This is a genomic window from Nocardia sp. NPDC058705 (genome assembly GCF_042749305.1).
GTDB lineage: Bacteria > Actinomycetota > Actinomycetes > Mycobacteriales > Mycobacteriaceae > Nocardia.
Genome location: NZ_JBHYRN010000019.1, coordinates 49,686 through 68,458 on the forward strand (window position 1 = coordinate 49,686; position 18,773 = coordinate 68,458).

Here is an 18,773-nt window from a genome sequence, read left to right on the forward strand (position 1 = left end):
CGCCTACGCGCTCGATCACTCTCAGAGAGGAGCCTTGTGCCCGCGCAGTCCAGCCCGCACGCGCTCCGGCCAACCACTCCGCTGTCGACGTCGCTGCAGGCCGTAGCGGACCTCGTGGGCGCCACGACGGCGTCCACCGAGGTGACGATCACCGGCATCGAGCAGCGCTCCAACGCGGTGCGCCCCGGCGACCTGTTCGCCGCACTGCCCGGCGCGAACTCCCACGGTGCCCGATTCGCCGCCGACGCGATCGCGAGCGGCGCGGTGGCGGTGTTCACCGACGCCGCGGGCGCGGAGCTGATCGGTGACGTGGCGGTGCCCGTGCTGGTGCGCGAGCAGCCACGCGCGGTCCTCGGCGAACTCTCCGCCGCGATCTACGGACACCCCAGCGACCGGCTGCGCATCATCGGCATCACCGGCACCTCGGGCAAGACCACCACGTCGTATCTGGTGGAAGCGGGTCTGGCCGCGGCCGGACTGTCCACCGGGCTGATCGGCACCATCGAAACGCGCATCGGCGGGCAGCGGGTGCCGAGCGCGCTCACCACGCCCGAGGCGCCGCAGTTGCACGCGATGTTCGCCGCGATGGTCGAGCAGGGCGTCGACGCGGTCGTGATGGAGGTGTCGAGCCACGCGCTCGCGCTGGGCCGGGTCGACGGGGTGCGCTTCGCGGTCGGCGCGTTCACCAATCTCTCGCAGGATCATCTCGACTTCCACAAGGACTTCGAGGACTACTTCGCCGCGAAACGTCGCCTGTTCGAAGCGGATTCGCCGGTAGCCGCACGCACCTCGGTGATCTGCGTCGACGACGAATGGGGCACCCGCCTGGCCGGTGACCTGGTCGAGCCGGTCACCGTGTCGACCACCGGTGCAGCCGTGTTCGATGGCGCCGCGACCGAGGGCGTGTCCCAGCCCGCCGATCGCGGCGCGACCTGGCAGATCACCGGTGACATCAAGACCACCGGCGGCGAACAGGAATTCACCGCCGCCGGACCCGACGGCGAACTGACGGTGCGCCTGCGCCTGCCCGGCCGCTACAACGTCGCCAACGCGCTGCTGGCCGTCGCCACCTGCGCCGCGGCAGGCGTCGATCCCGCCGTTGCCGCGCCCGCGCTGGCCGTCGTGGACGTGCCGGGCCGGATGCAGCGCGTCGAGCGCGGCCAGGACTTCCTCGCCGTAGTCGACTACGCGCACAAGCCCGCCGCCATCGAATCCGTGGTGACCACCCTGCGCGGCCACCTCGTCGAAGCCGGGGTGGGCAGACTGGCCGTCGTGCTCGGCGCCGGTGGCGACCGGGACGCGGGCAAACGTGCGCTGATGGGCGCCGCGGCGGCCCGTGCCGACCTGCTGATCGTCACCGACGACAACCCACGCACCGAGGACCCGGCGGCCATCAGGTCCGCCGTGGTGGCCGGTGCCAACGAACTCCCGGCCACCGACCGCGGCGAGATCCGCGAGATCGGTGACCGCGCGGCGGCCATCGCCGCCGCACTCGCCTGGGCCCGCTCCGGCGACGTGGTACTCGTCGCGGGCAAGGGCCACGAGGCGGGGCAGGAGATCAAGGGCGTCAAGCATCCCTTCGACGACCGTGAGGTGGTCGCGGTGGCGCTGGATGCCCTGCGGACACCACAGCGTCCGCACACAGACTCGGAGGACTTGACAGTTTCATGATCGAGATGACACTGCGGGAGATCGCGGACGTCGTCGGCGGCGAGCTGCACGACGTACCCGACCCCCAGGCACTGGTAACCGGTTCGGTCGAATTCGATTCGCGCCGAATCGGTTCCGGCGATCTGTTCCTCGCCCTACCCGGCGCCAACTCCGACGGACACGACTACGCCGCGAAGGCTGTCGCCAGCGGGGCGGTCGCGGTGCTCGCGGCTCGCCCGGTCGGCGTGCCCGCGATCGTCGTCGCACCCAACCTCGGCGCGGTTCCCGGGACTTCAGTCGCGCTGAGCCACGACGACAGCGTTGGTTCCGGCGCGGCTGTGCTGGCCGCGCTGGCCGAGCTGGCGCGGGTCAGCACCGAGCGGCTGGCCGAGCGCACCGGGCTCACCGTCGTCGGTGTCACCGGTTCGTCCGGCAAGACCTCGACCAAGGATCTGCTGGCGGCCGTGCTGGCGCCGCTGGGTCCGGTCATCGCCCCGCCCGGTTCGTTCAACAGCGAATTGGGCCACCCGTGGACCGCCCTTCGCGCCGGTCTCGACACCAAGTTCCTCGCGCTCGAACTCTCTGCTCGCGGTGTCGGCCACATCGCCGCGGCGGCTCGCGTCACCCCGCCTCGGATCGGTGTGGTGCTCAATGTCGGCACCGCCCACCTCGGCGAATTCGGCAGCCGCGAGGCGATCGCGCAAGCCAAGGGCGAACTCGTCGAAGCACTGCCCGCCGAAGGCCTCGCGGTGCTCAACGCCGACGATCCGAACGTTTCGGCCATGGCATCGCGTACCAAGGCCCGCGTGGTCAAGGTCGGCCTGTCCGGCGACGCCGACATCCGCGCCACCGACGTGATCACCGACGACCAGGCCCGCGCCCACTTCACGATGCACGTCGCAGGCGAATCGATCCCGGTCCAGCTCGCGGTGCACGGCGAACACCAGGTAGGCAATGCCCTGGCCGCCGCCGCCGTCGCCCTGGAATGCGGTGCCGACCTCGCGACCGTGGCGCAGGCGCTGTCCGGCGCCACTGCGGCCTCGGTCCGTCGGATGGACGTGTCGACCACCGCCGCCGGCGTCACCGTCATCAACGACTCCTACAACGCCAACCCCGACTCGGTGCGCGCCGCGCTCAAAGCGCTGGTCACCCTGGCCAAACCGACCAACCGGCGCAGCTGGGCCGTGCTGGGCGAGATGGGCGAACTCGGCGACACCTCGGTGATCGAACACGACGCGATCGGCCGCCTGGCCGTGCGCCTCGACGTCGACCGATTGATCGTGGTCGGCACCGGACGCCCCTCCCACGGGATGCACCAGGGAGCGGTGATGGAAGGCTCATGGGGCGAGGAATCGATCCTCGTTCCCGATATCGACGCGGCGATCGCGCTGCTCGACGACGAGATCGCCGCAGGCGATGTGGTACTGGTCAAGGCGTCGAAGGCGGTCGGTCTCTGGGCCGTCGCCGAGCACCTGACCGGGGCAGCGGAAGGTAATTCAGCTCGATGAGGCAAATTCTGTTCGCGGCGGGGATCGCATTGGCGGTGTCGATCCTGTTGACGCCGTTGCTGGTTCGGGTGTTCGCCAAGCAGGGCTTCGGCCAGGAGATCCGGGTCGACGGCCCGGCCAGCCACCAGGCCAAGCGGGGCACACCCACCATGGGCGGCGTCGCGATCCTGATCGGCATGTGGGCGGGCTACCTCGGCTCGCACCTGATCGGCATCGGCTACGACGCCGAAGGTCCGACCGCGTCGGGTCTGCTCGTGCTCGGTCTCACCACCGCGCTCGGCATCGTCGGCTTCCTCGACGACTTCATCAAGCTGCGCAAACAGCGCAATCTGGGTTTGACGGCCGCCGGTAAGTACATCGGCCAGACCGCCGCCGCCGTCATCTTCGCGGTGCTCGCCCTGCAGTTCCGCAGCACCGACGGGCTCACCCCCGCCAGCAAGCACCTGTCCTACGTGCGCGACTGGAACACCCTGTCGATGGGCGCGCTGATCTTCGTGATCTGGGTCCTGTTCCTGGTGATCGCCTGGTCCAACGCGGTGAACCTGACCGACGGCCTCGACGGTCTCGCGGCCGGTTCGATGAGCCTGCTGCTCGGCGCCTACGTGATCATCACCTTCTGGCAGTACCGCAACTCCTGCTCCACCAGCCCCGGCCCGGGCTGCTACAACGTGCGCGACCCCCTTGACCTGGCGTTGGTCTGCGCCGCGGCGGCCGCCGCGTGCATCGGCTTCCTCTGGTGGAATGCCGCGCCCGCGCGGATCTTCATGGGCGACACCGGTTCGCTGGCGCTCGGCGGCCTGATCGCCGGTCTGTCGATCACCACCCGCACCGAGCTGCTGATGGCCGTGATCGGCGCGCTGTTCGTCGCCGAGGCGGCGTCGGTGATGCTGCAGGTGGCGGTGTATCGCACCACGCGCAATCGCCTGTTCAAGATGGCGCCGTTCCATCATCACTTCGAGTTGAGTAAGTGGGCCGAAACCACGGTGATCATCCGGTTCTGGATATTGGCGGGCATCTCCGCCGCAGTGGGTCTCGGTTTGTTCTACAGCGAATATCTGTCACAGGTCGGGTGAGTAGAGACATGGTCGAACACTCGCCCCGCGCCCTGCGTTCCCCGGGCCCCATGCTCGAATTCCTGCGTGGCCGTGACGTTCTCGTCGCCGGTTGGGGCGTCTCCGGACGCTCGCTGATCGAACCGCTGCGCGACATCGGCGCCCACCCCGTGGTCACCGACAACGGCGCGAAGGCCCTCGCTGAGGCCGCCGAACTGGGCCTCGAGATCGCCCCAAGCGTCGAACTCGAAAGCGCGGACCTGAGCCGGTTCGCGCTGGTGATCACCAGCCCCGGCTGGCGCCCCGATTCGCCGGTGCTGGTCTCCGCCGTCACCGAAGGCGTGCCCGTGTGGGGTGACGTCGAATTCGCCTGGTGGGTCGATCAGGCCCGCATCTACGGCCCGGTCCGCAAGTGGCTGGTGATCACCGGCACCAACGGCAAGACCACCACCACCCAGATGACGCACTCGATCCTGCGCGCTGCGGGCATCGCCAGCGTGGCCTGCGGCAATATCGGCCTGCCGATCCTGGACGCGCTGCGCCGCAACCCCGGCCCGCAGGTCCTGGCCGTCGAACTGTCCTCGTTCCAGCTGCACTGGGCGCCCTCGGTGCGACCAGAGGCGGGCGTGGTGCTCAATGTCGCCGAGGATCACCTGGACTGGCACGGCGGCCTCGACGCCTATGCCGCCGCGAAGGCGCGCGCGCTGACGGGTCGCGTCGGCGTGGTCGGTCTCGACGATCCCGTCGCGGGCTCGCTGGCCCGCAAAGCCAAGGCGCGCCGCACGGTCGGCTTCCGGATCGGCGTCCCCGCCGACGGTGAGCTGGGTGTGGTCGACGGCAAACTCCTCGACCGCGCCTTCACCAAGGCCGCGATCCTCGCCGAGACCAGCGACATCAGCCCCCCGGGACCCGCCGGCATCGCCGACGCACTGGCCGCGTCCGCACTGACCAGGGCCATCGACGTGGCGCCACAGTTCGTCAAGGAAGGCCTCGCCGAACACAAGGTGGGCCCGCATCGCACCGCGTTCGTGCGCGAACTGGGCGGTGTCGAGTTCATCGACGATTCCAAGGCCACCAACCCGCACGCCGCGCGCGCCGCGATCATGGCGCACCCGCAGGTGGTGTGGGTGGCGGGCGGCCTGCTCAAGGGCGCGAGCGTCGACGATCTGATCGAAGAGATCGGTGACCGGCTCGTCGGCGCGGTGCTTTTCGGGGCCGACGCGCCGGTGATCGCCGCCGCAATGGCGCGACACGCACCCGAAGTCCCGGTCATCGAGCTGGATGCGGGAGACGATGCAGACATGGAGTCGTCGAGATCGGTGCGCGCCGAGGCCGTCATGGGCCGCGCGGTGCGTGCCGCGGCGGGCCTGGCCAGCGCGGGCGACACCGTCCTGCTGGCGCCAGCGGCCGCGTCCCTGGACATGTACGACGACTACACCCACCGCGGACGCTGTTTCGTGGACGCGGTGACGGCACTGGAAGATGGTGACATCGGGCGGGCGCTGTGACGAACGCGCGCCCGGCCGAGACGTCACCGCCCAAAAGGGGGCAGCGTGGGTAAGAGCCGGGGCAGCGCGGGTAAAGGCGCGAGCACTCTGCGCAAGAGTTCGGGGCAGCCGAACTGGGCGGGGGAGCGGTTCGGGGCGTGGTTGGCCCGGCCGCTCGCGTCGTTTCACCTGATCGTCACCATCGCGACCCTGCTCACCGTGCTCGGTCTGGTGATGGTGCTGTCGGCGTCGAGCGTCGAGGCCTACGCCGGTGGTGGTTCGGCCTACTCGCTGTTCATCCAGCAGGCGATGTTCGCCGGGCTCGGCGCGATCGCGTTCTATGTCGCGCTGCGGCTACCACTGCGGTTCCTGCGTCAGTGGTCGTTCCCGATCTTCAGCATCTCGGTGATCGCACTGGTGTTGGTGCTCATTCCCGGCATCGGCTCGGTCCACGGCGGCGCGCGGCGCTGGTTCGACATCGGCCCGCTGTCGATCCAGCCGTCGGAAGTCGTGAAGGTGACCCTGATCGTGTGGGGCGCGCATCTGCTCGCCTCGCGCCGGGGCGCCCAACTCAAGGACATCCTGGTGCCGTTGGTGCCCGCCGGTCTGCTGGTGTGCCTGCTGGTGGTGCTCGAGCCGAACCTGTCGACCACCATCGCGCTGGGCATCGTGCTGATGGCGTTGCTGTGGTTCGGTGGGCTGCCGGTGCGGTTGTTCGTGGGGATCATGGTCACCGGGCTGGTCGCGGCGTCGGTGCTGGCGCTGTCGGCCGGTTATCGCTCCGATCGGGTGCGCGCGTTCTTCAACCCCGGTGACGATCCGCAGGGCGTCAACTACCAGGCGCGCCAAGCCAAGTACTCCCTCGCCGACGGCGGTATCTGGGGCCGCGGCCTCGGCCAGAGCCGCGCGAAGTGGAGCTACCTGCCCAACTCGCACAACGACTTCATCTTCGCCATCATCGGCGAGGAACTCGGTTTCCTCGGCTGCATGCTGGTGCTGGCGTTGCTCGCCCTGTTCGTCTACGCGGGCATTCGCATCGCGTTGCGCTCGGTGGACCCGTTCCTGCGCCTGCTCACCGCCACCGCCACCACCTGGATCACCGCGCAGGCGCTGATCAACATCGGCTACGTCGTCGGCCTGCTGCCGGTCACCGGTCTGCAGCTGCCGCTGGTCTCGGCCGGTGGTTCGTCGCTGGCGATCACACTGTTCATGTTCGGCATCATCGCCAGCGCCGCCCGGCACGAACCGGAGGCGGTGTCGGCGTTGAAGGCCGGTCAGGACGGCCGACTCAGCCGACTGTTGCGACTGCCGGTGCCCGAGGTGTACACCCCGCCGAGCGCGCCACGAAAGGCCGCGCCGCGCGCCAGAACCGAACGCCCACGTCAGGCCCCCCGCCGCCAGCCGCCCGCCGACCGTAGGCGACGCGCGCCGGAGAGCCGCGGCACGAGTTCGCTACGGTCGACTAGAGCATGGGAGCCGACTTATCCGATGCCACACGCGAAAGAACGAGGTAGATCCAGGTGAGTAACCCGCGATCCGGGTTGTCGGTGATCGTCGCAGGCGGAGGAACCGCAGGCCACATCGAACCCGCGTTGGCAGTAGCCGACGCGCTGCGCAGACTCGACGATTCGATCCGGGTGACGGCCTTGGGTACCGAACGTGGACTCGAGACGAAACTGGTGCCCGAACGCGGGTACCCACTGGAGCTGATCCCGCCGGTGCCGTTGCCGCGCAAGCCCTCCGCCGATCTGCTGCGGCTGCCCGGTCGGGTCCTCGCCTCGGTCAAGGCCACCAGGGCGGTGATCGACGACGTGCAGGCTGACGTGATCATCGGATTCGGCGGTTACGTCGCACTGCCCGCGTATCTGGCCGCGCGCGGTGGGCTGTTCGGCCGCAAGCGCAAGGTGCCGGTGATCGTGCACGAAGCCAACGCGAAGGCCGGCATCGCCAACAAGGTGGGCGCCAAGCTCGCGGCGAAGGTGCTTGCCGCCGTGCCCGATTCGGGGCTGGCCGGTGCCCAGGTCGTCGGAATTCCGGTGCGCGCCTCCATCACCGAGCTCGACCGTCCGGCGCTGCGGGCGCAGGCTCGCGCCCACTTCGGGCTGCCCGCCGAGGGACCGGTGCTGCTGGTGTTCGGCGGTTCGCAGGGCGCGCGCAGCCTCAACGAGGCCGTGTCCGGTGCCGCACCGCAACTCGCGGCCGCCGGCATCTCGGTGCTGCACGCGCACGGCCCCAAGAACAGCGTCGAGGTGAGCACCGCCGACGCGCCGGCGCCGTATGTGGCGGTGCCCTACCTGTCCCGCATGGACCTGGCCTACGCGGCCGCTGACGCGGTCGTGTGCCGCTCCGGTGCCATGACCGTGGCCGAGGTGTCGGCGGTCGGCCTACCGGCCTTCTACGTGCCGCTCCCGCACGGCAACGGCGAACAGGAATTCAACGCCAGACCGGTGGTGGCCCAAGGTGGTGGCACAATTGTGGCCGACGCCGAGCTGACCCCGAAATATGTGATCGATGAGGTGATTCCGCTGCTGCTCGACCCCGCCGCACTCGCGCACATGAGCCGCGCCGCCGCAGGCGCAGGCCATCGCGACGCTGCCGACACGGTGGCCAGGATCGTCACCGAGGTCGCCCGATGAGCGAGCCCGAGCGCGCTGGTTCGATCGCAGGCGATGCCGCCCTGCCGCCCGAGCTCGAGCGTGTGCACATGGTCGGCATCGGCGGTGCGGGCATGTCCGGCATCGCGCGCATCCTGCTCTCGCGAGGTGGCAAGGTGTCCGGCTCCGATGCCCGCGAGAGCCGCGGCGTGCTGTCGCTGCGGGCCCGCGGCGCCGAGGTGCGCATCGGCCACGCCGCCGAGGCGCTCGACCTGCTGCCCGGCGGCCCGACCGTGGTCGTCACCACCTACGCCGCCATCCCGAAGACCAATCCCGAACTGGTCGAAGCACATCGGCGCAATATCCCCGTCCTGATGCGGCCCACGGTGCTCGCCTCGCTGATGCGCGGGCACAAGACCCTGCTGGTGTCGGGCACCCACGGCAAGACCTCGACCACCTCGATGCTGATCGTCACGCTGCAGCACTGCGGCGCCGATCCGTCGTTCGCGGTCGGCGGCGAGCTCAACGAGGCGGGCACCAACGCCCACCACGGCAGCGGTGACATCTTCGTCGCCGAGGCCGACGAGTCCGACGGCTCACTGCTGCAATACGACCCGGACGTCGCCGTGGTCACCAATATCGAATCCGACCACCTCGACTACTTCGGCACCGACGAGGCCTACATCCAGGTCTTCGACGACTTCGCCGACCGCCTCGCCCCCGGCGGCCTGCTGGTGGTGTGCCTCGACGATCCCGGTTCGCTCGCGCTGGCCCAGCGGGTCGCACCGCGCATGGCCGAACGCGGAATCGCGGTCCTCGGTTATGGATCGGGCGATCTCACCGACGCGCCGGTGACCGTCGGCGCGCGGATGCTCGACTGGCAACCGCGTGACGTCGGCGGCATCGTCGAATTCCAGCTCGACGGCGAAACCACCCCGCGAACGGTGCGCCTGTCGGTGCCCGGCAGGCACATGGCGCTCAACGCGCTGGCCGCGCTGCTGGCCGCCCGTGCCACCGGCGCCGATATCGATGAGATCGTGCAGGGCCTGGAAGGATTCGGCGGCGTGCATCGCCGGTTCCAGTTCACCGGCCGCGAAAACGGCGTGCGCGTGTTCGACGACTACGCCCACCATCCCACCGAGGTCAGGGCCGTGCTCGAGGCCGCCGCGCAGCTCGTCGCCCAGGAAGCGCGCGACGGCGCCCGCACCCGCCAGAGCCGGGTGATCGTGGTGTTCCAGCCGCACCTGTACAGCCGCACCGCCACTTTCGCCACCGAGTTCGGCACCGCGCTGAGCCTGGCCGACGAGGTGGTCGTGCTCGACGTCTACGGCGCCCGCGAGGACCCGCTGCCCGGCGTCAACGGCGCGCTGGTTGCCCAGTCGGTGACCAAACCCGTGCATTTCCAACCCGATATGTCGAAGGTGGGCAAGCAGGTCGCCGGGCTCGCACACGATGGCGACGTCGTGATCACCATGGGCGCGGGCGATGTCACCATGCTCGGCACCCAGATCCTCGACAGCCTGCGGGCCAGGCCGCAACAGGGCGGCCGGTGAGGTTGCCGATGCCCGCCGCGCGCGGGTGGCACGGCTACCGACTCTGGACGGTGGTCGCAGTGGTCGTGGTGAGCCTGCTGGTGGTGCTGGCCTGGTTCACCCCGGCGCTGTCGGTGCGCACCGTGCAGGTCGACGGTCTGTCCGCGGTGCCGGAGGCCGAGGTGCGCGGTCTGCTCGAAATTCCGGACGGCCGTTCGATGTTGCGCATCGACACCACCGCGATCGCCCAGCGCGTCGCCGCGATCCCGAAGGTGCGCTCGGTCCGGGTGCAACGTAAATTCCCCTCGACAGTGCTGGTCACCGTCGTGGAGCGAACACCGGTGGTGTACTTCGACGCACCGGACGGCGCGCACCTGATCGACGCGGAGAGTGTCGAATTCGCGATCGAGCCCGAACCGCCCATCGGCGTGCCGAAACTGCTCACCGAGGGCTCGTTCACCGGGCCCGCGGCGGCACGGGCCGCGGTGGACGTGCTGGTCACCCTGCCGCCCGCACTGTCGGTGCAGGTGGGTGAGGTTGTCGCACGGTCGATTTCGGACGTCTCACTGAGCCTGCGCGACGGACGGAAGGTAGTGTGGGGCGGCACGGGCGACGGCGAGCGCAAAGCCGCTGTCGTATTACCGCTTCTGACCCGTGAGGGGACCGTGTTCGACGTATCGAGTCCGAATCTGGTCACGGTAAAGTGAGCGAAACTACGGCGCGCCTGCGCCGGGATCGCAGTGGCTGCGAATAGCGTTCCGCAGCAGTCGGATACTTGACATAACGCCAACCCTATGGTTGAGGTTGAGGGTTTAAGATCGAAGGAAGGCGAGAGCCCATGACGCCCCCGCACAACTACCTTGCAGTGATCAAGGTCGTCGGTATCGGCGGCGGCGGCGTGAACGCCGTCAACCGAATGATCGAACAGGGACTCAAGGGAGTCGAGTTCATCGCGGTCAATACCGACGCCCAAGCCCTGCTGATGAGTGACGCCGACGTCAAACTCGACGTCGGACGCGAACTCACCCGAGGTCTCGGCGCCGGAGCTGATCCGGAAGTCGGCCGAAAAGCCGCCGAAGACCACAAGGACGAGATCGAAGAGGTGCTCAAGGGCGCCGACATGGTCTTCGTGACGGCGGGCGAGGGTGGTGGCACCGGAACCGGTGGCGCCCCCGTCGTCGCCAGCATCGCCCGCAAGTTGGGCGCCTTGACTATAGGGGTCGTCACCCGGCCGTTCTCCTTCGAAGGAAAACGGCGCGGGAACCAGGCCGAAGTGGGCATCAACCTGCTTCGCGAGTCGTGCGACACCCTCATCGTCATTCCCAACGACCGGCTGCTGCAGCTCGGCGACGCGGCGGTGAGTCTCATGGACGCCTTCCGCTCCGCGGACGAGGTGCTGCTCAACGGTGTTCAGGGCATCACCGACCTGATCACCACCCCGGGTCTGATCAACGTCGACTTCGCCGACGTCAAGTCCGTGATGTCGGGTGCCGGTTCGGCGCTGATGGGCATCGGTTCGGCGCGCGGTGAGGGCCGTTCGGTGAAAGCCGCGGAGACGGCGATCAATTCGCCGCTGCTCGAGGCCTCCATGGACGGCGCGCACGGCGTGCTGCTCTCGATCGCGGGCGGGTCCGATCTGGGTCTGTTCGAGATCAACGAGGCGGCCTCGCTGGTGCAGGAAGCCGCCCACATCGAAGCCAACATCATCTTCGGTACGGTCATCGACGATTCGCTCGGCGACGAGGTGCGGGTCACCGTCATCGCCGCCGGATTCGACGGTGGCGGCCCCTCGCGGCGCAGCCTCGAGAACACCGCGGCACCGACGAGCCGCACCGGGGCAGGCCCGATCGGCTCCGGCCGCGCGGGCGAGATCGGCCAGGGGCGCGCCCCCGAAGCACCGTCTCGGCCCACCGAGCCCGCCACGGCCGGGGTGTCCGGTGGCCGGGCTCCCGCGCCGAACTACCGCGACACCGAGCGGTACCGGGAGTCGGAGCGTCAGCGGGTCACCGAGCGGGCGATGAACGAGGTCAACAACTCGGTGCCGCGTGACGACGGCGACGATGACGACGACATCGAGGTCCCGATCTTCATGCGCCGCTAGCGCTGGACACACGAAAGCGCCCGAACTCTGGTCGAGTTCGGGCGCTTTCGCGTTGTGCGGGCGATCAGCCCTTCGCGCTACCGAGGCAGTAGGTGATCTTCGGATCGTTGACCACCAGGACCGAGTCGGCGTCCTCACCACACAGCTGCTCGTCGACCTGGCCGTCGACCCGGCTGACGACCTTGAAGCTGGCGTCGGTGGCGGTGCACGGCACGAACTTGTAGCCGGTCATCATGCCCTCGTTGTAGCAGCTGCCCTCCTTGAAATTGGGGGCCAGACAGAGGAAGGCGAGCGTGCCGCCGCTGCCGTAGGTCTCCTCGTAGGAGGTGTAGTCCTCGTGGCAGTCGACCTTCTGCTCGTGGACCTGGACCACCTGGTAGACGGCGTTCTCGGCCGAGCAGGGGACCGGCTCGGTCTTGGAGTCGATCATCGACGCCGAGATCACGTTGATGCAGTCACCGACCTTCGCGCGAGCGGTATCGGACTTGCTCGCGTCCTTGGCCGCGTCGGCGACCTTGTCCACGGCCGAGCAGCCGGCGGTACCGAGTGCCGTAACCGCGAGCAGTGCGAGCGAGAAGCGGGAAACCACGCTCTTGCCGGTGAACATCATGCGAACCTTCTTTCTGCGCAACCGCACCGCGGACCCTTCAGCGGTGTCGGCCCCGACCACCCAACCCGAACCCGTCCCGGCGAGCATCCGGGAAACCACGGTATTCGCGCGTCGGCGGCGCCCGTTAAGCTCTGATCCGGCCGTGTTCGGCCGATCTCGCCAGTGAAGGACGCCAGTGCCATGTTCGAACGCGCATTCGTCGGACGCGCCGCCGAACTGGCCGCGCTGACCACGACGTTCGCAGCCCCCGACGCGCCCTGGTTGCTGCTGGTCGACGGACCGGCCGGAATCGGCAAGTCCCGCTTGATCGCCGAGTTCGCGGGCGCGGCACGCTGTCGGGTGCTGATGGTGACCGGCGCCGAAGACGCTCGCGCCCAGCCGGGCTACCTCGCCGCCGACATCGTCGAGCAGTTGGCCGACAGCACGGCCGACGACGCCGCCGCATCGACAGCGGACCGATCGGCGGAGCCGGGCCAACGGAATTGTGCCGAGGGCGCGGGCTCCTCGGCGGACATGATCGCGTCGGGAGCGATCGGCGACACCGGGGTCACGGCGATGCGGCGCGCGCTCGGCGCGGTCGAGACCCTGCTCGTCGTCGACGATCTCCAGTGGGTCGACCCGGAGTCGTTGCGACTGCTGACCTTCCTGATCCGGAACCCACCCGCACGCGGGTTCCGGCTGCTGCTCGCCTTCCGCACGGGGACCTGTCCGCCGTCGATCGCGCGGCTGACCCGCGCGCCCCAGGTACGAACCGTGCGGATGCGGGTGCCCCCGTTCACCGAAGCCGATGTCGACCAGTTGTTGCCCGCCGAAAACCAGCGCAGGCGAGCCAGATTGTTCAGTGCCTCCCAGGGCAATCCCCTGTACCTGACGCTGCTCGCCGACCTCCCCAACCGCGAATTGGACCGGGCGATGCGCGGTGACGACCCCGCGTACAACGACGCGGTGGCGGCGGACCGCGCGGTGCCCGGTGGCGGCTCCGTGACATACGACGTGGTTGCGGCGGATCGCGTGTTGGCCGGTGCTGGCCCCGTGACGAACGACGTGGTTGCGGTGGACCGCCTTTTGCGGGGTGATGGCGCCGTGATGGACGACATGGCGGCGGCGGACCGTCTATTGCGGGGTGATGGCCCCGTGATGGAGGACGTGGTGGCGGCAGACCGCCTGTTGACGGGTGCTGGCCCCGTGGCGGACGAGGGGGTGGCAGCGGGTCGCACGTTGCCCGGTGGCGGCTCCGTGACATACGAAGTGTTTGCGGCGGACCGCGCGTTGTCCGATGACGGCCCCGCGTCGAACGACTATGCGGCGCTGGACCGGACGATTCGCGCCGAGTTGGCTCAGCTCCCGGTGACCGCGCGGCTGGTCGCGCAGGCCCTCGCGGTATGTGGTGTCCCTGTCGACTTCGAATTGCTGTGCGCGACGGCAGATCTCGATGCCGGTTCGGCGGTAGAAGCGGTGGACGGACTGGTCGAGCGCGGGGTCGTCGATGTGTTCGACGGCGCCGTGACTTTCGCCCACCCGCTGATCCGAACCGCCGCCTACCGCCTGGCCGGGCACGGCTGGCGAGCCATGGCACACCGGCGCGCCGCCATCACCCTGCGCGCCCGCGACGCGCCGATGCCCGCGCGCGCCCGGCATCTCGAGCACGCACTGCTCGGCGCCGACGAGATCGCGGCCGCGGAGCTTCGAGTGGCCGCGGAGCAGGTGCTCGCCGACGCGCCCGCGGCCAGCGCGCGCTGGTTCACGGCCGCCGCGCGCATCTCCCGACCGGTCGCCGACCCACTGGCTGACGCGTTGTCGCTCGGCCGCGCGCAACTGCTGTCCGGCGCGGCCGCGGCAGCGGGGGAGACGCTCCGGCCGGCCGCCGCCACTGCGGGTCCGCACCAACTGGAAGCACTCCTGCTGTCGGCTCGATGCGCGCGCATGCTCGGCCGCGTCGACCGCGCGCGAACACTCCTCGCAGTGGGCGCCGACCTGCCCCGCCGCCCCGGCGACGGCCCGGTGCAACTGGAACTCGCGATCCTGGAAATGCAGGACCATCGCGATGTCGAAGGCCGCGCTCGCCTGTCCGCCCTGTTCGACTCCGACGCCGTCGACGACCCAGCCATCCGCGCCGCCGCACTGGCACTGCGCTGCCTCGGCCTGCTCGCCGACGCGCGCATCACCGACGCCGCCCACCTCTTCGACCCCTGCGACCATGCCTTCGGCCGCCTCTGCGACACCGACCTGCGCGAAATAGTCCACGCCGCACCGGCTTTCGGCTGGTGCGCCTACTTCCTCGACCGCGACGCGCAGGGCCTCGACCACCTCGACCGCGCGATCGCCGTAGCCCGTCGCTTCGGCCGCACCTACGCCCTCGCCGAACTCCACACCGTCCGCGCGTACTCCCTGGCGAAACTCGGTCGCCTGCACGACGCCATCGCCGCCGCCGACGAAGCCACCGACGCCGCCACCACCTTCCACTACCCCGACCTGCTCTCCTTCGCAGGCGCCCTGAAACTGCGCACCCTCCAACTCACCGCCCCGCCCGCAGCGGTCGCCGCCCAGTGGCTCACCGTCGCCGCCCTCCCACGCCCCATCATGCGCTGGTGGCGACAGGTCGTGGAAACAGCCCTCGCCGACACCGCCGGAACCCTCCCCACCTCGTCACCACTCGCCCCCCACTCGCCACCGTTCGACAACCGCCCCGGCCCCCTCTACCCGACCCATCTCGCCCGAGCCGCACACGCCGCCATCATCACCGGCGACTTCTCCACGGCTGACATCTTGATCACCCGAGCCGAGGCCGCCGCGGCAACAGGCGCTGTCCACGACGTTCGCGCCGACGATGCCCGTGTTGAGGTCGCTGCGGCGGCGGGCGCTGTCCACGACGTTCGCGCCGACGACGTGCGCGCCGACGACCCCCGCGAGATATCGGCCCAGCTCGGTGCCGCGACCATCGACGCACAGTTGTCGCCGACATCCGACAACCGCGCGAGCGGCAGCGTCGAGCAGTTCGCCGCCGCCTCCCTCGTGACCGGCGACCGGGTCGCCCCCGACGATTCGCAGGTCGACGTACCGCTGAATCGGTCGATCCACGGTCTCGGCAGCCAGGTCGGAGTGGCAGCACTAGCCCGCGCCGTCTACGCGGCGGCCATCGGCGACACCACCGGGGCTACGGCGGCCGCCGAGGTGGCGATCGCGGCGTTCGCGCGGGCCGGGATGGTGGTGAACGGTGCGCAGGCCGAGTTGTTCGCCGGTGTCGTCGCGGGCAGGCGCGGCGATTTCGGCGCCGCGACCAGCCGATTCGCTTGCGCGCGTGTGGTTTTCCTCGCGACCGGGGCCACCCGCCTGCTCGACGAGGTGACCGTCGAACAACGCCGACTCGCGGGCCTCCAGCGCGTCGGCACGCCGACCGCCCTGACCAGGCGCGAGCGCGAGGTCGCCGAGTTGGCCGCCCACGGCCACACGAACAAGGCCATCGCCGAGCACCTCTACCTCAGCCCCCGCACCGTCGAGGACCACCTGAGCCGAGTGCTCCGCAAGCTGGGACTGACCGGTCGCGCGGGCATCAGCCGCAAGCTCGGCGAACTCGACGCCGCGCGATCCATGGTGTGAGCGTCGGACGGATCGGGTCGCCGTCGTCGAATCCAGCGGCCTGCCCGGCTCGAACGCATCACCCGCGCATCGGCTTGACCGATGTCACTGTGCGCGGTGACCGGACGACCTCGTGACCGCACTACCCTCGAACCATGACTTCCGCACCTCCTACCGTGACCGTTCGCCGGGTGACCACCACCCGCGCCGGTGGCTTCTCCGCCGCGCCCTACGACTCGTTCAACCTGGGTGACCACGTCGGAGACGATCCGGAAGCGGTGCGCCGCAACAGGATCCGGCTGGCCGAGGGCATCGGCCTCGCCCCGGACCGCCTCGTGTGGATGGAGCAGGTGCACGGGCGCACCGTCGAGATCGTCGACGGGCCGCGCGCCGAACCGGTGCCGGTGACCGACGCACTGGTCACGACCGTGCCTGGCCTGGCCCTGGTTGTGCTCACCGCAGACTGTGTGCCGGTCCTGCTCTCCGACGACGAGGCGGGCGTGATCGCCGCCGTCCACGCGGGTCGCATCGGCGCCCGCATCGGCATCGTGCCCCGCGTACTGGAGGCGATGGTCTCGGTCGGCGCTCGCGTGGATCGCATCGGCGCCTTCCTCGGCCCCGCGGCCTCGGGTCGCCAGTACGAAGTCCCCGCCTCGATGCGCGCCGACGTGGAAGCCCACCTGCCCGGCAGCGCGACCACCACCGTCCGCAAGACCCCCGGCCTCGACCTGCGCGCGGGCATCCGTCGCCAGCTCACCGAAGCGGGCGTCGCAGGCATCGCCGTGGACCCCCGCTGCACCATCGAGGACAAAACCCTGTTCAGCCACCGTCGCGGCGCCCCCACCGGCCGCATCGCCGGCGTGATCTGGATGGAGCCGACCGCATGAGCCGCCGCGCCATCGCAGGCCACATGACCGTGCTCGCTTCGGTGCGGGAGGCCCACCACATCGGCATGACGGTGGCCGGTGCCGCCCGCAGCGCACTCGGAGGCGCCGCATGAGCACGCCGGACCCGGCACGCACCACCGAACTCTCCGCCCGCCTCGACGGCCTGCTCGCCCGCATCGACGCCGCGGTCGAATCCGCAGGCCGCCAACAGGGTTCGGTCCAGCTCCTGCCGGTGACGAAGTTCTTCCCCGCCTCCGACGTCGCCATCCTGCATGCTCTCGGCCGACGCGAATTCGGTGAGTCCAGGGAGCAGGAAGCGTCCGCGAAGGTCGACGAACTCGCCTACGACGATGTCGAGTGGCACATGATCGGCCGCTTGCAACGCAACAAGGCGCGCGCGGTGGCCCGCTGGGCGCACACCGTGCACTCGGTCGACAGCGAACGTCTGGCAAACGCCCTGGACAGAGCCGCGCAGGACGCACTGGCAGCCGGCGAGCGTATCGCGCCGCTGCGGGTACTGCTGCAGGTGAGCTTGGATACCGACCCCGGACGCGGGGGTGTCGCGCCCGCCGATCTGCTCGCCCTGGCCGACCTGGTAGCGAAGGCGCCCGGACTGCATCTGGCCGGTCTGATGGCGATTCCGCCCCTTGACAGCCCCGCGGATGTGTCGTTTGCGAATCTTGCGAAGTTACACACTTCGCTACTCGCGCAACACGCCGAAGCCACCGAACTTTCTGCAGGTATGTCGGGTGATTTGGAGATTGCGGTCGAACACGGTTCGACGTGTGTGCGTGTCGGAACCGCCTTGATGGGCGCCCGACCGATAACCTCGGCGTAGCAAAGAAACCTCATCAGTCACATTCGACACATACGATTGGGCCGAAGAGGCGCTGCGCAAGAACTTCAACACCCGGCCGCCACCGGGGCCGAAGGAAGGTCGACCAGATGAGTACCCTGCATAAGTTCAAGGCGTACTTCGGCATGGTTCCGCTCGATGAGTACGAAGACGACTACGTCGACGATCATGCCCCTCGCGGCGCCGAGGAGCGCGCGGACCGTGTCCGCCCGCGCAGCTACGACCGTTATGCCGAAGACCGTTACGGCGCAGACCGTTTCGCCGACGATGTCGACGACTTCCCGCAGCCGGCCTACAAGTCGGCCTACCAGGCGCGTCGCGACGACTATGTCGCCGACACCTACGCCGACGATCGCTATGAGACGCCGCGTCGCCCCACCAGGATCGAAACGGCGCCGTCGTCGGGCCGGTCCTTCCGGGCAGGCGGTGTCGCACCAGGTATGCGTGGCTCCACTCGTGGTGCGCTCGCGGTCGATCCCGATGCCGAGGAGCGCAGGATGGAGGAGCGCTTGCGCCCCGAGCCCGCGCCCGCGCGGCGTCCAGGGATCTTCGAGGACGGAGGTCCCTTGTCCAAGATCACCACGCTGCGTCCGCGCGACTACAGCGAGGCCAGGATCATCGGTGAGCGTTTCCGCGAAGGGAATCCGGTCATCATGGACCTGGTCGACCTGAGCAACGCCGATGCGAAAAGGCTGGTCGATTTCGCGGCCGGACTCGCGTTTGCGCTGCGTGGTTCGTTCGACAAGGTGGCGACGAAGGTGTTCCTGCTCTCACCCGCCGACGTCGACGTATCAGCCGAAGAACGCCGCCGGATCGCCGAAAACGGCTTCTACAACCAGAAATAGCGACCGCATACCGACTGCCGAGATGGCCGCCCGCGCACCGCGCGGCGCGGCCATTTTGCACGCCGCCGGTTTTAC

14 protein-coding genes are annotated in these 18,773 nt (G+C 69.5%); 13 read left to right on the top strand and 1 reads right to left on the bottom strand.

Annotated features, from left to right (window positions below):
* The first annotated feature begins 36 nt into the window (after positions 1-36).
* From ACFW6D_RS21285 to ftsZ, 9 genes are all read left to right on the top strand, one after another.
* Positions 37-1,671 (top strand): UDP-N-acetylmuramoyl-L-alanyl-D-glutamate--2,6-diaminopimelate ligase, encoded by a 1,635-nt coding sequence (locus ACFW6D_RS21285; protein WP_379330618.1) that lies wholly within the window; start codon positions 37-39, stop codon positions 1,669-1,671.
* The gene (gene murF / locus ACFW6D_RS21290; protein WP_379330620.1) at positions 1,668-3,158 is read left to right on the top strand and encodes a UDP-N-acetylmuramoyl-tripeptide--D-alanyl-D-alanine ligase; all 1,491 of its coding nucleotides are present in this window, start codon (positions 1,668-1,670) and stop codon (positions 3,156-3,158) included. Before ACFW6D_RS21285 ends, murF begins: the two co-directional genes overlap by 4 nt.
* Positions 3,155-4,231 carry a phospho-N-acetylmuramoyl-pentapeptide-transferase gene (gene mraY / locus ACFW6D_RS21295; protein ID WP_379330622.1) on the top strand — a complete coding sequence of 359 codons (1,077 nt, stop codon included), beginning with the start codon at positions 3,155-3,157 and terminating at the stop codon, positions 4,229-4,231. Before murF ends, mraY begins: the two co-directional genes overlap by 4 nt.
* Positions 4,232-4,281: 50 nt before the next feature.
* Positions 4,282-5,718, top strand: a complete 1,437-nt coding sequence (gene murD, locus ACFW6D_RS21300; protein WP_379330749.1) for a UDP-N-acetylmuramoyl-L-alanine--D-glutamate ligase — start codon at positions 4,282-4,284, stop codon at positions 5,716-5,718.
* A gap of 87 nt (positions 5,719-5,805) precedes the next feature.
* Positions 5,806-7,221 (top strand): putative lipid II flippase FtsW, encoded by a 1,416-nt coding sequence (ftsW, locus tag ACFW6D_RS21305; protein WP_379330751.1) that lies wholly within the window; start codon positions 5,806-5,808, stop codon positions 7,219-7,221.
* Complete coding sequence (gene murG / locus ACFW6D_RS21310) at positions 7,218-8,333, top strand: undecaprenyldiphospho-muramoylpentapeptide beta-N-acetylglucosaminyltransferase (protein ID WP_379330623.1); 1,116 nt, start codon at positions 7,218-7,220, stop codon at positions 8,331-8,333. Before ftsW ends, murG begins: the two co-directional genes overlap by 4 nt.
* The gene (murC, locus tag ACFW6D_RS21315) at positions 8,330-9,844 is read left to right on the top strand and encodes a UDP-N-acetylmuramate--L-alanine ligase (protein WP_379330624.1); all 1,515 of its coding nucleotides are present in this window, start codon (positions 8,330-8,332) and stop codon (positions 9,842-9,844) included. The genes murG and murC overlap by 4 nt, the downstream gene beginning before the upstream one ends.
* 8 nt (positions 9,845-9,852) lie before the next feature.
* Entirely contained in the window at positions 9,853-10,530 is a 678-nt protein-coding gene (locus ACFW6D_RS21320) for a cell division protein FtsQ/DivIB (protein WP_379330625.1), read from the top strand.
* 131 nt (positions 10,531-10,661) lie between these two features.
* Entirely contained in the window at positions 10,662-11,924 is a 1,263-nt protein-coding gene (ftsZ, locus tag ACFW6D_RS21325; protein WP_379330627.1) for a cell division protein FtsZ, read from the top strand.
* Positions 11,925-11,988: 64 nt separating this feature from the next.
* On the opposite strand, the gene ACFW6D_RS21330 is transcribed toward ftsZ, so the two are convergent.
* Positions 11,989-12,621, bottom strand: a complete 633-nt coding sequence (locus ACFW6D_RS21330) for a hypothetical protein (RefSeq protein WP_379330629.1) — start codon at positions 12,619-12,621, stop codon at positions 11,989-11,991.
* 93 nt (positions 12,622-12,714) lie between these two features.
* Here ACFW6D_RS21330 and ACFW6D_RS21335 point away from each other — a divergent pair, with 93 nt between their 5' ends.
* From ACFW6D_RS21335 to ACFW6D_RS21350, 4 genes are all read left to right on the top strand, one after another.
* On the top strand, positions 12,715-16,131 hold the full coding sequence (locus tag ACFW6D_RS21335) for an AAA family ATPase (protein ID WP_379330631.1): 3,417 nt from the start codon (positions 12,715-12,717) through the stop codon (positions 16,129-16,131).
* Between the two features lie 134 nt (positions 16,132-16,265).
* The gene (gene pgeF / locus ACFW6D_RS21340) at positions 16,266-16,997 is read left to right on the top strand and encodes a peptidoglycan editing factor PgeF (RefSeq protein WP_379330633.1); all 732 of its coding nucleotides are present in this window, start codon (positions 16,266-16,268) and stop codon (positions 16,995-16,997) included.
* A 109-nt stretch (positions 16,998-17,106) separates the two neighbouring features.
* Positions 17,107-17,835 carry a YggS family pyridoxal phosphate-dependent enzyme gene (locus tag ACFW6D_RS21345; protein WP_379330635.1) on the top strand — a complete coding sequence of 243 codons (729 nt, stop codon included), beginning with the start codon at positions 17,107-17,109 and terminating at the stop codon, positions 17,833-17,835.
* Between the two features lie 107 nt (positions 17,836-17,942).
* Entirely contained in the window at positions 17,943-18,698 is a 756-nt protein-coding gene (locus tag ACFW6D_RS21350; RefSeq protein ID WP_379330637.1) for a cell division protein SepF, read from the top strand.
* The last annotated feature ends 75 nt before the right edge of the window (positions 18,699-18,773 follow it).

Excerpts from the sequence above, each read along its gene's own strand:
- murF (WP_379330620.1), top strand. The coding sequence starts at position 1,668 with ATGATCGAGATGACACTGCGGGAGATCGCGGACGTCGTCGGCGGCGAG.
- mraY (WP_379330622.1), top strand. The coding sequence starts at position 3,155 with ATGAGGCAAATTCTGTTCGCGGCGGGGATCGCATTGGCGGTGTCGATC.
- murD (WP_379330749.1), top strand. The coding sequence starts at position 4,282 with ATGCTCGAATTCCTGCGTGGCCGTGACGTTCTCGTCGCCGGTTGGGGC.
- murC (WP_379330624.1), top strand. The coding sequence starts at position 8,330 with ATGAGCGAGCCCGAGCGCGCTGGTTCGATCGCAGGCGATGCCGCCCTG.
- ACFW6D_RS21320 (WP_379330625.1), top strand. The coding sequence starts at position 9,853 with ATGCCCGCCGCGCGCGGGTGGCACGGCTACCGACTCTGGACGGTGGTC.
- ftsZ (WP_379330627.1), top strand. The coding sequence starts at position 10,662 with ATGACGCCCCCGCACAACTACCTTGCAGTGATCAAGGTCGTCGGTATC.
- ACFW6D_RS21330 (WP_379330629.1), bottom strand. The coding sequence starts at position 12,621 with ATGCTCGCCGGGACGGGTTCGGGTTGGGTGGTCGGGGCCGACACCGCT.
- ACFW6D_RS21335 (WP_379330631.1), top strand. The coding sequence starts at position 12,715 with ATGTTCGAACGCGCATTCGTCGGACGCGCCGCCGAACTGGCCGCGCTG.
- pgeF (WP_379330633.1), top strand. The coding sequence starts at position 16,266 with ATGACTTCCGCACCTCCTACCGTGACCGTTCGCCGGGTGACCACCACC.
- ACFW6D_RS21345 (WP_379330635.1), top strand. The coding sequence starts at position 17,107 with ATGAGCACGCCGGACCCGGCACGCACCACCGAACTCTCCGCCCGCCTC.
- ACFW6D_RS21350 (WP_379330637.1), top strand. The coding sequence starts at position 17,943 with ATGAGTACCCTGCATAAGTTCAAGGCGTACTTCGGCATGGTTCCGCTC.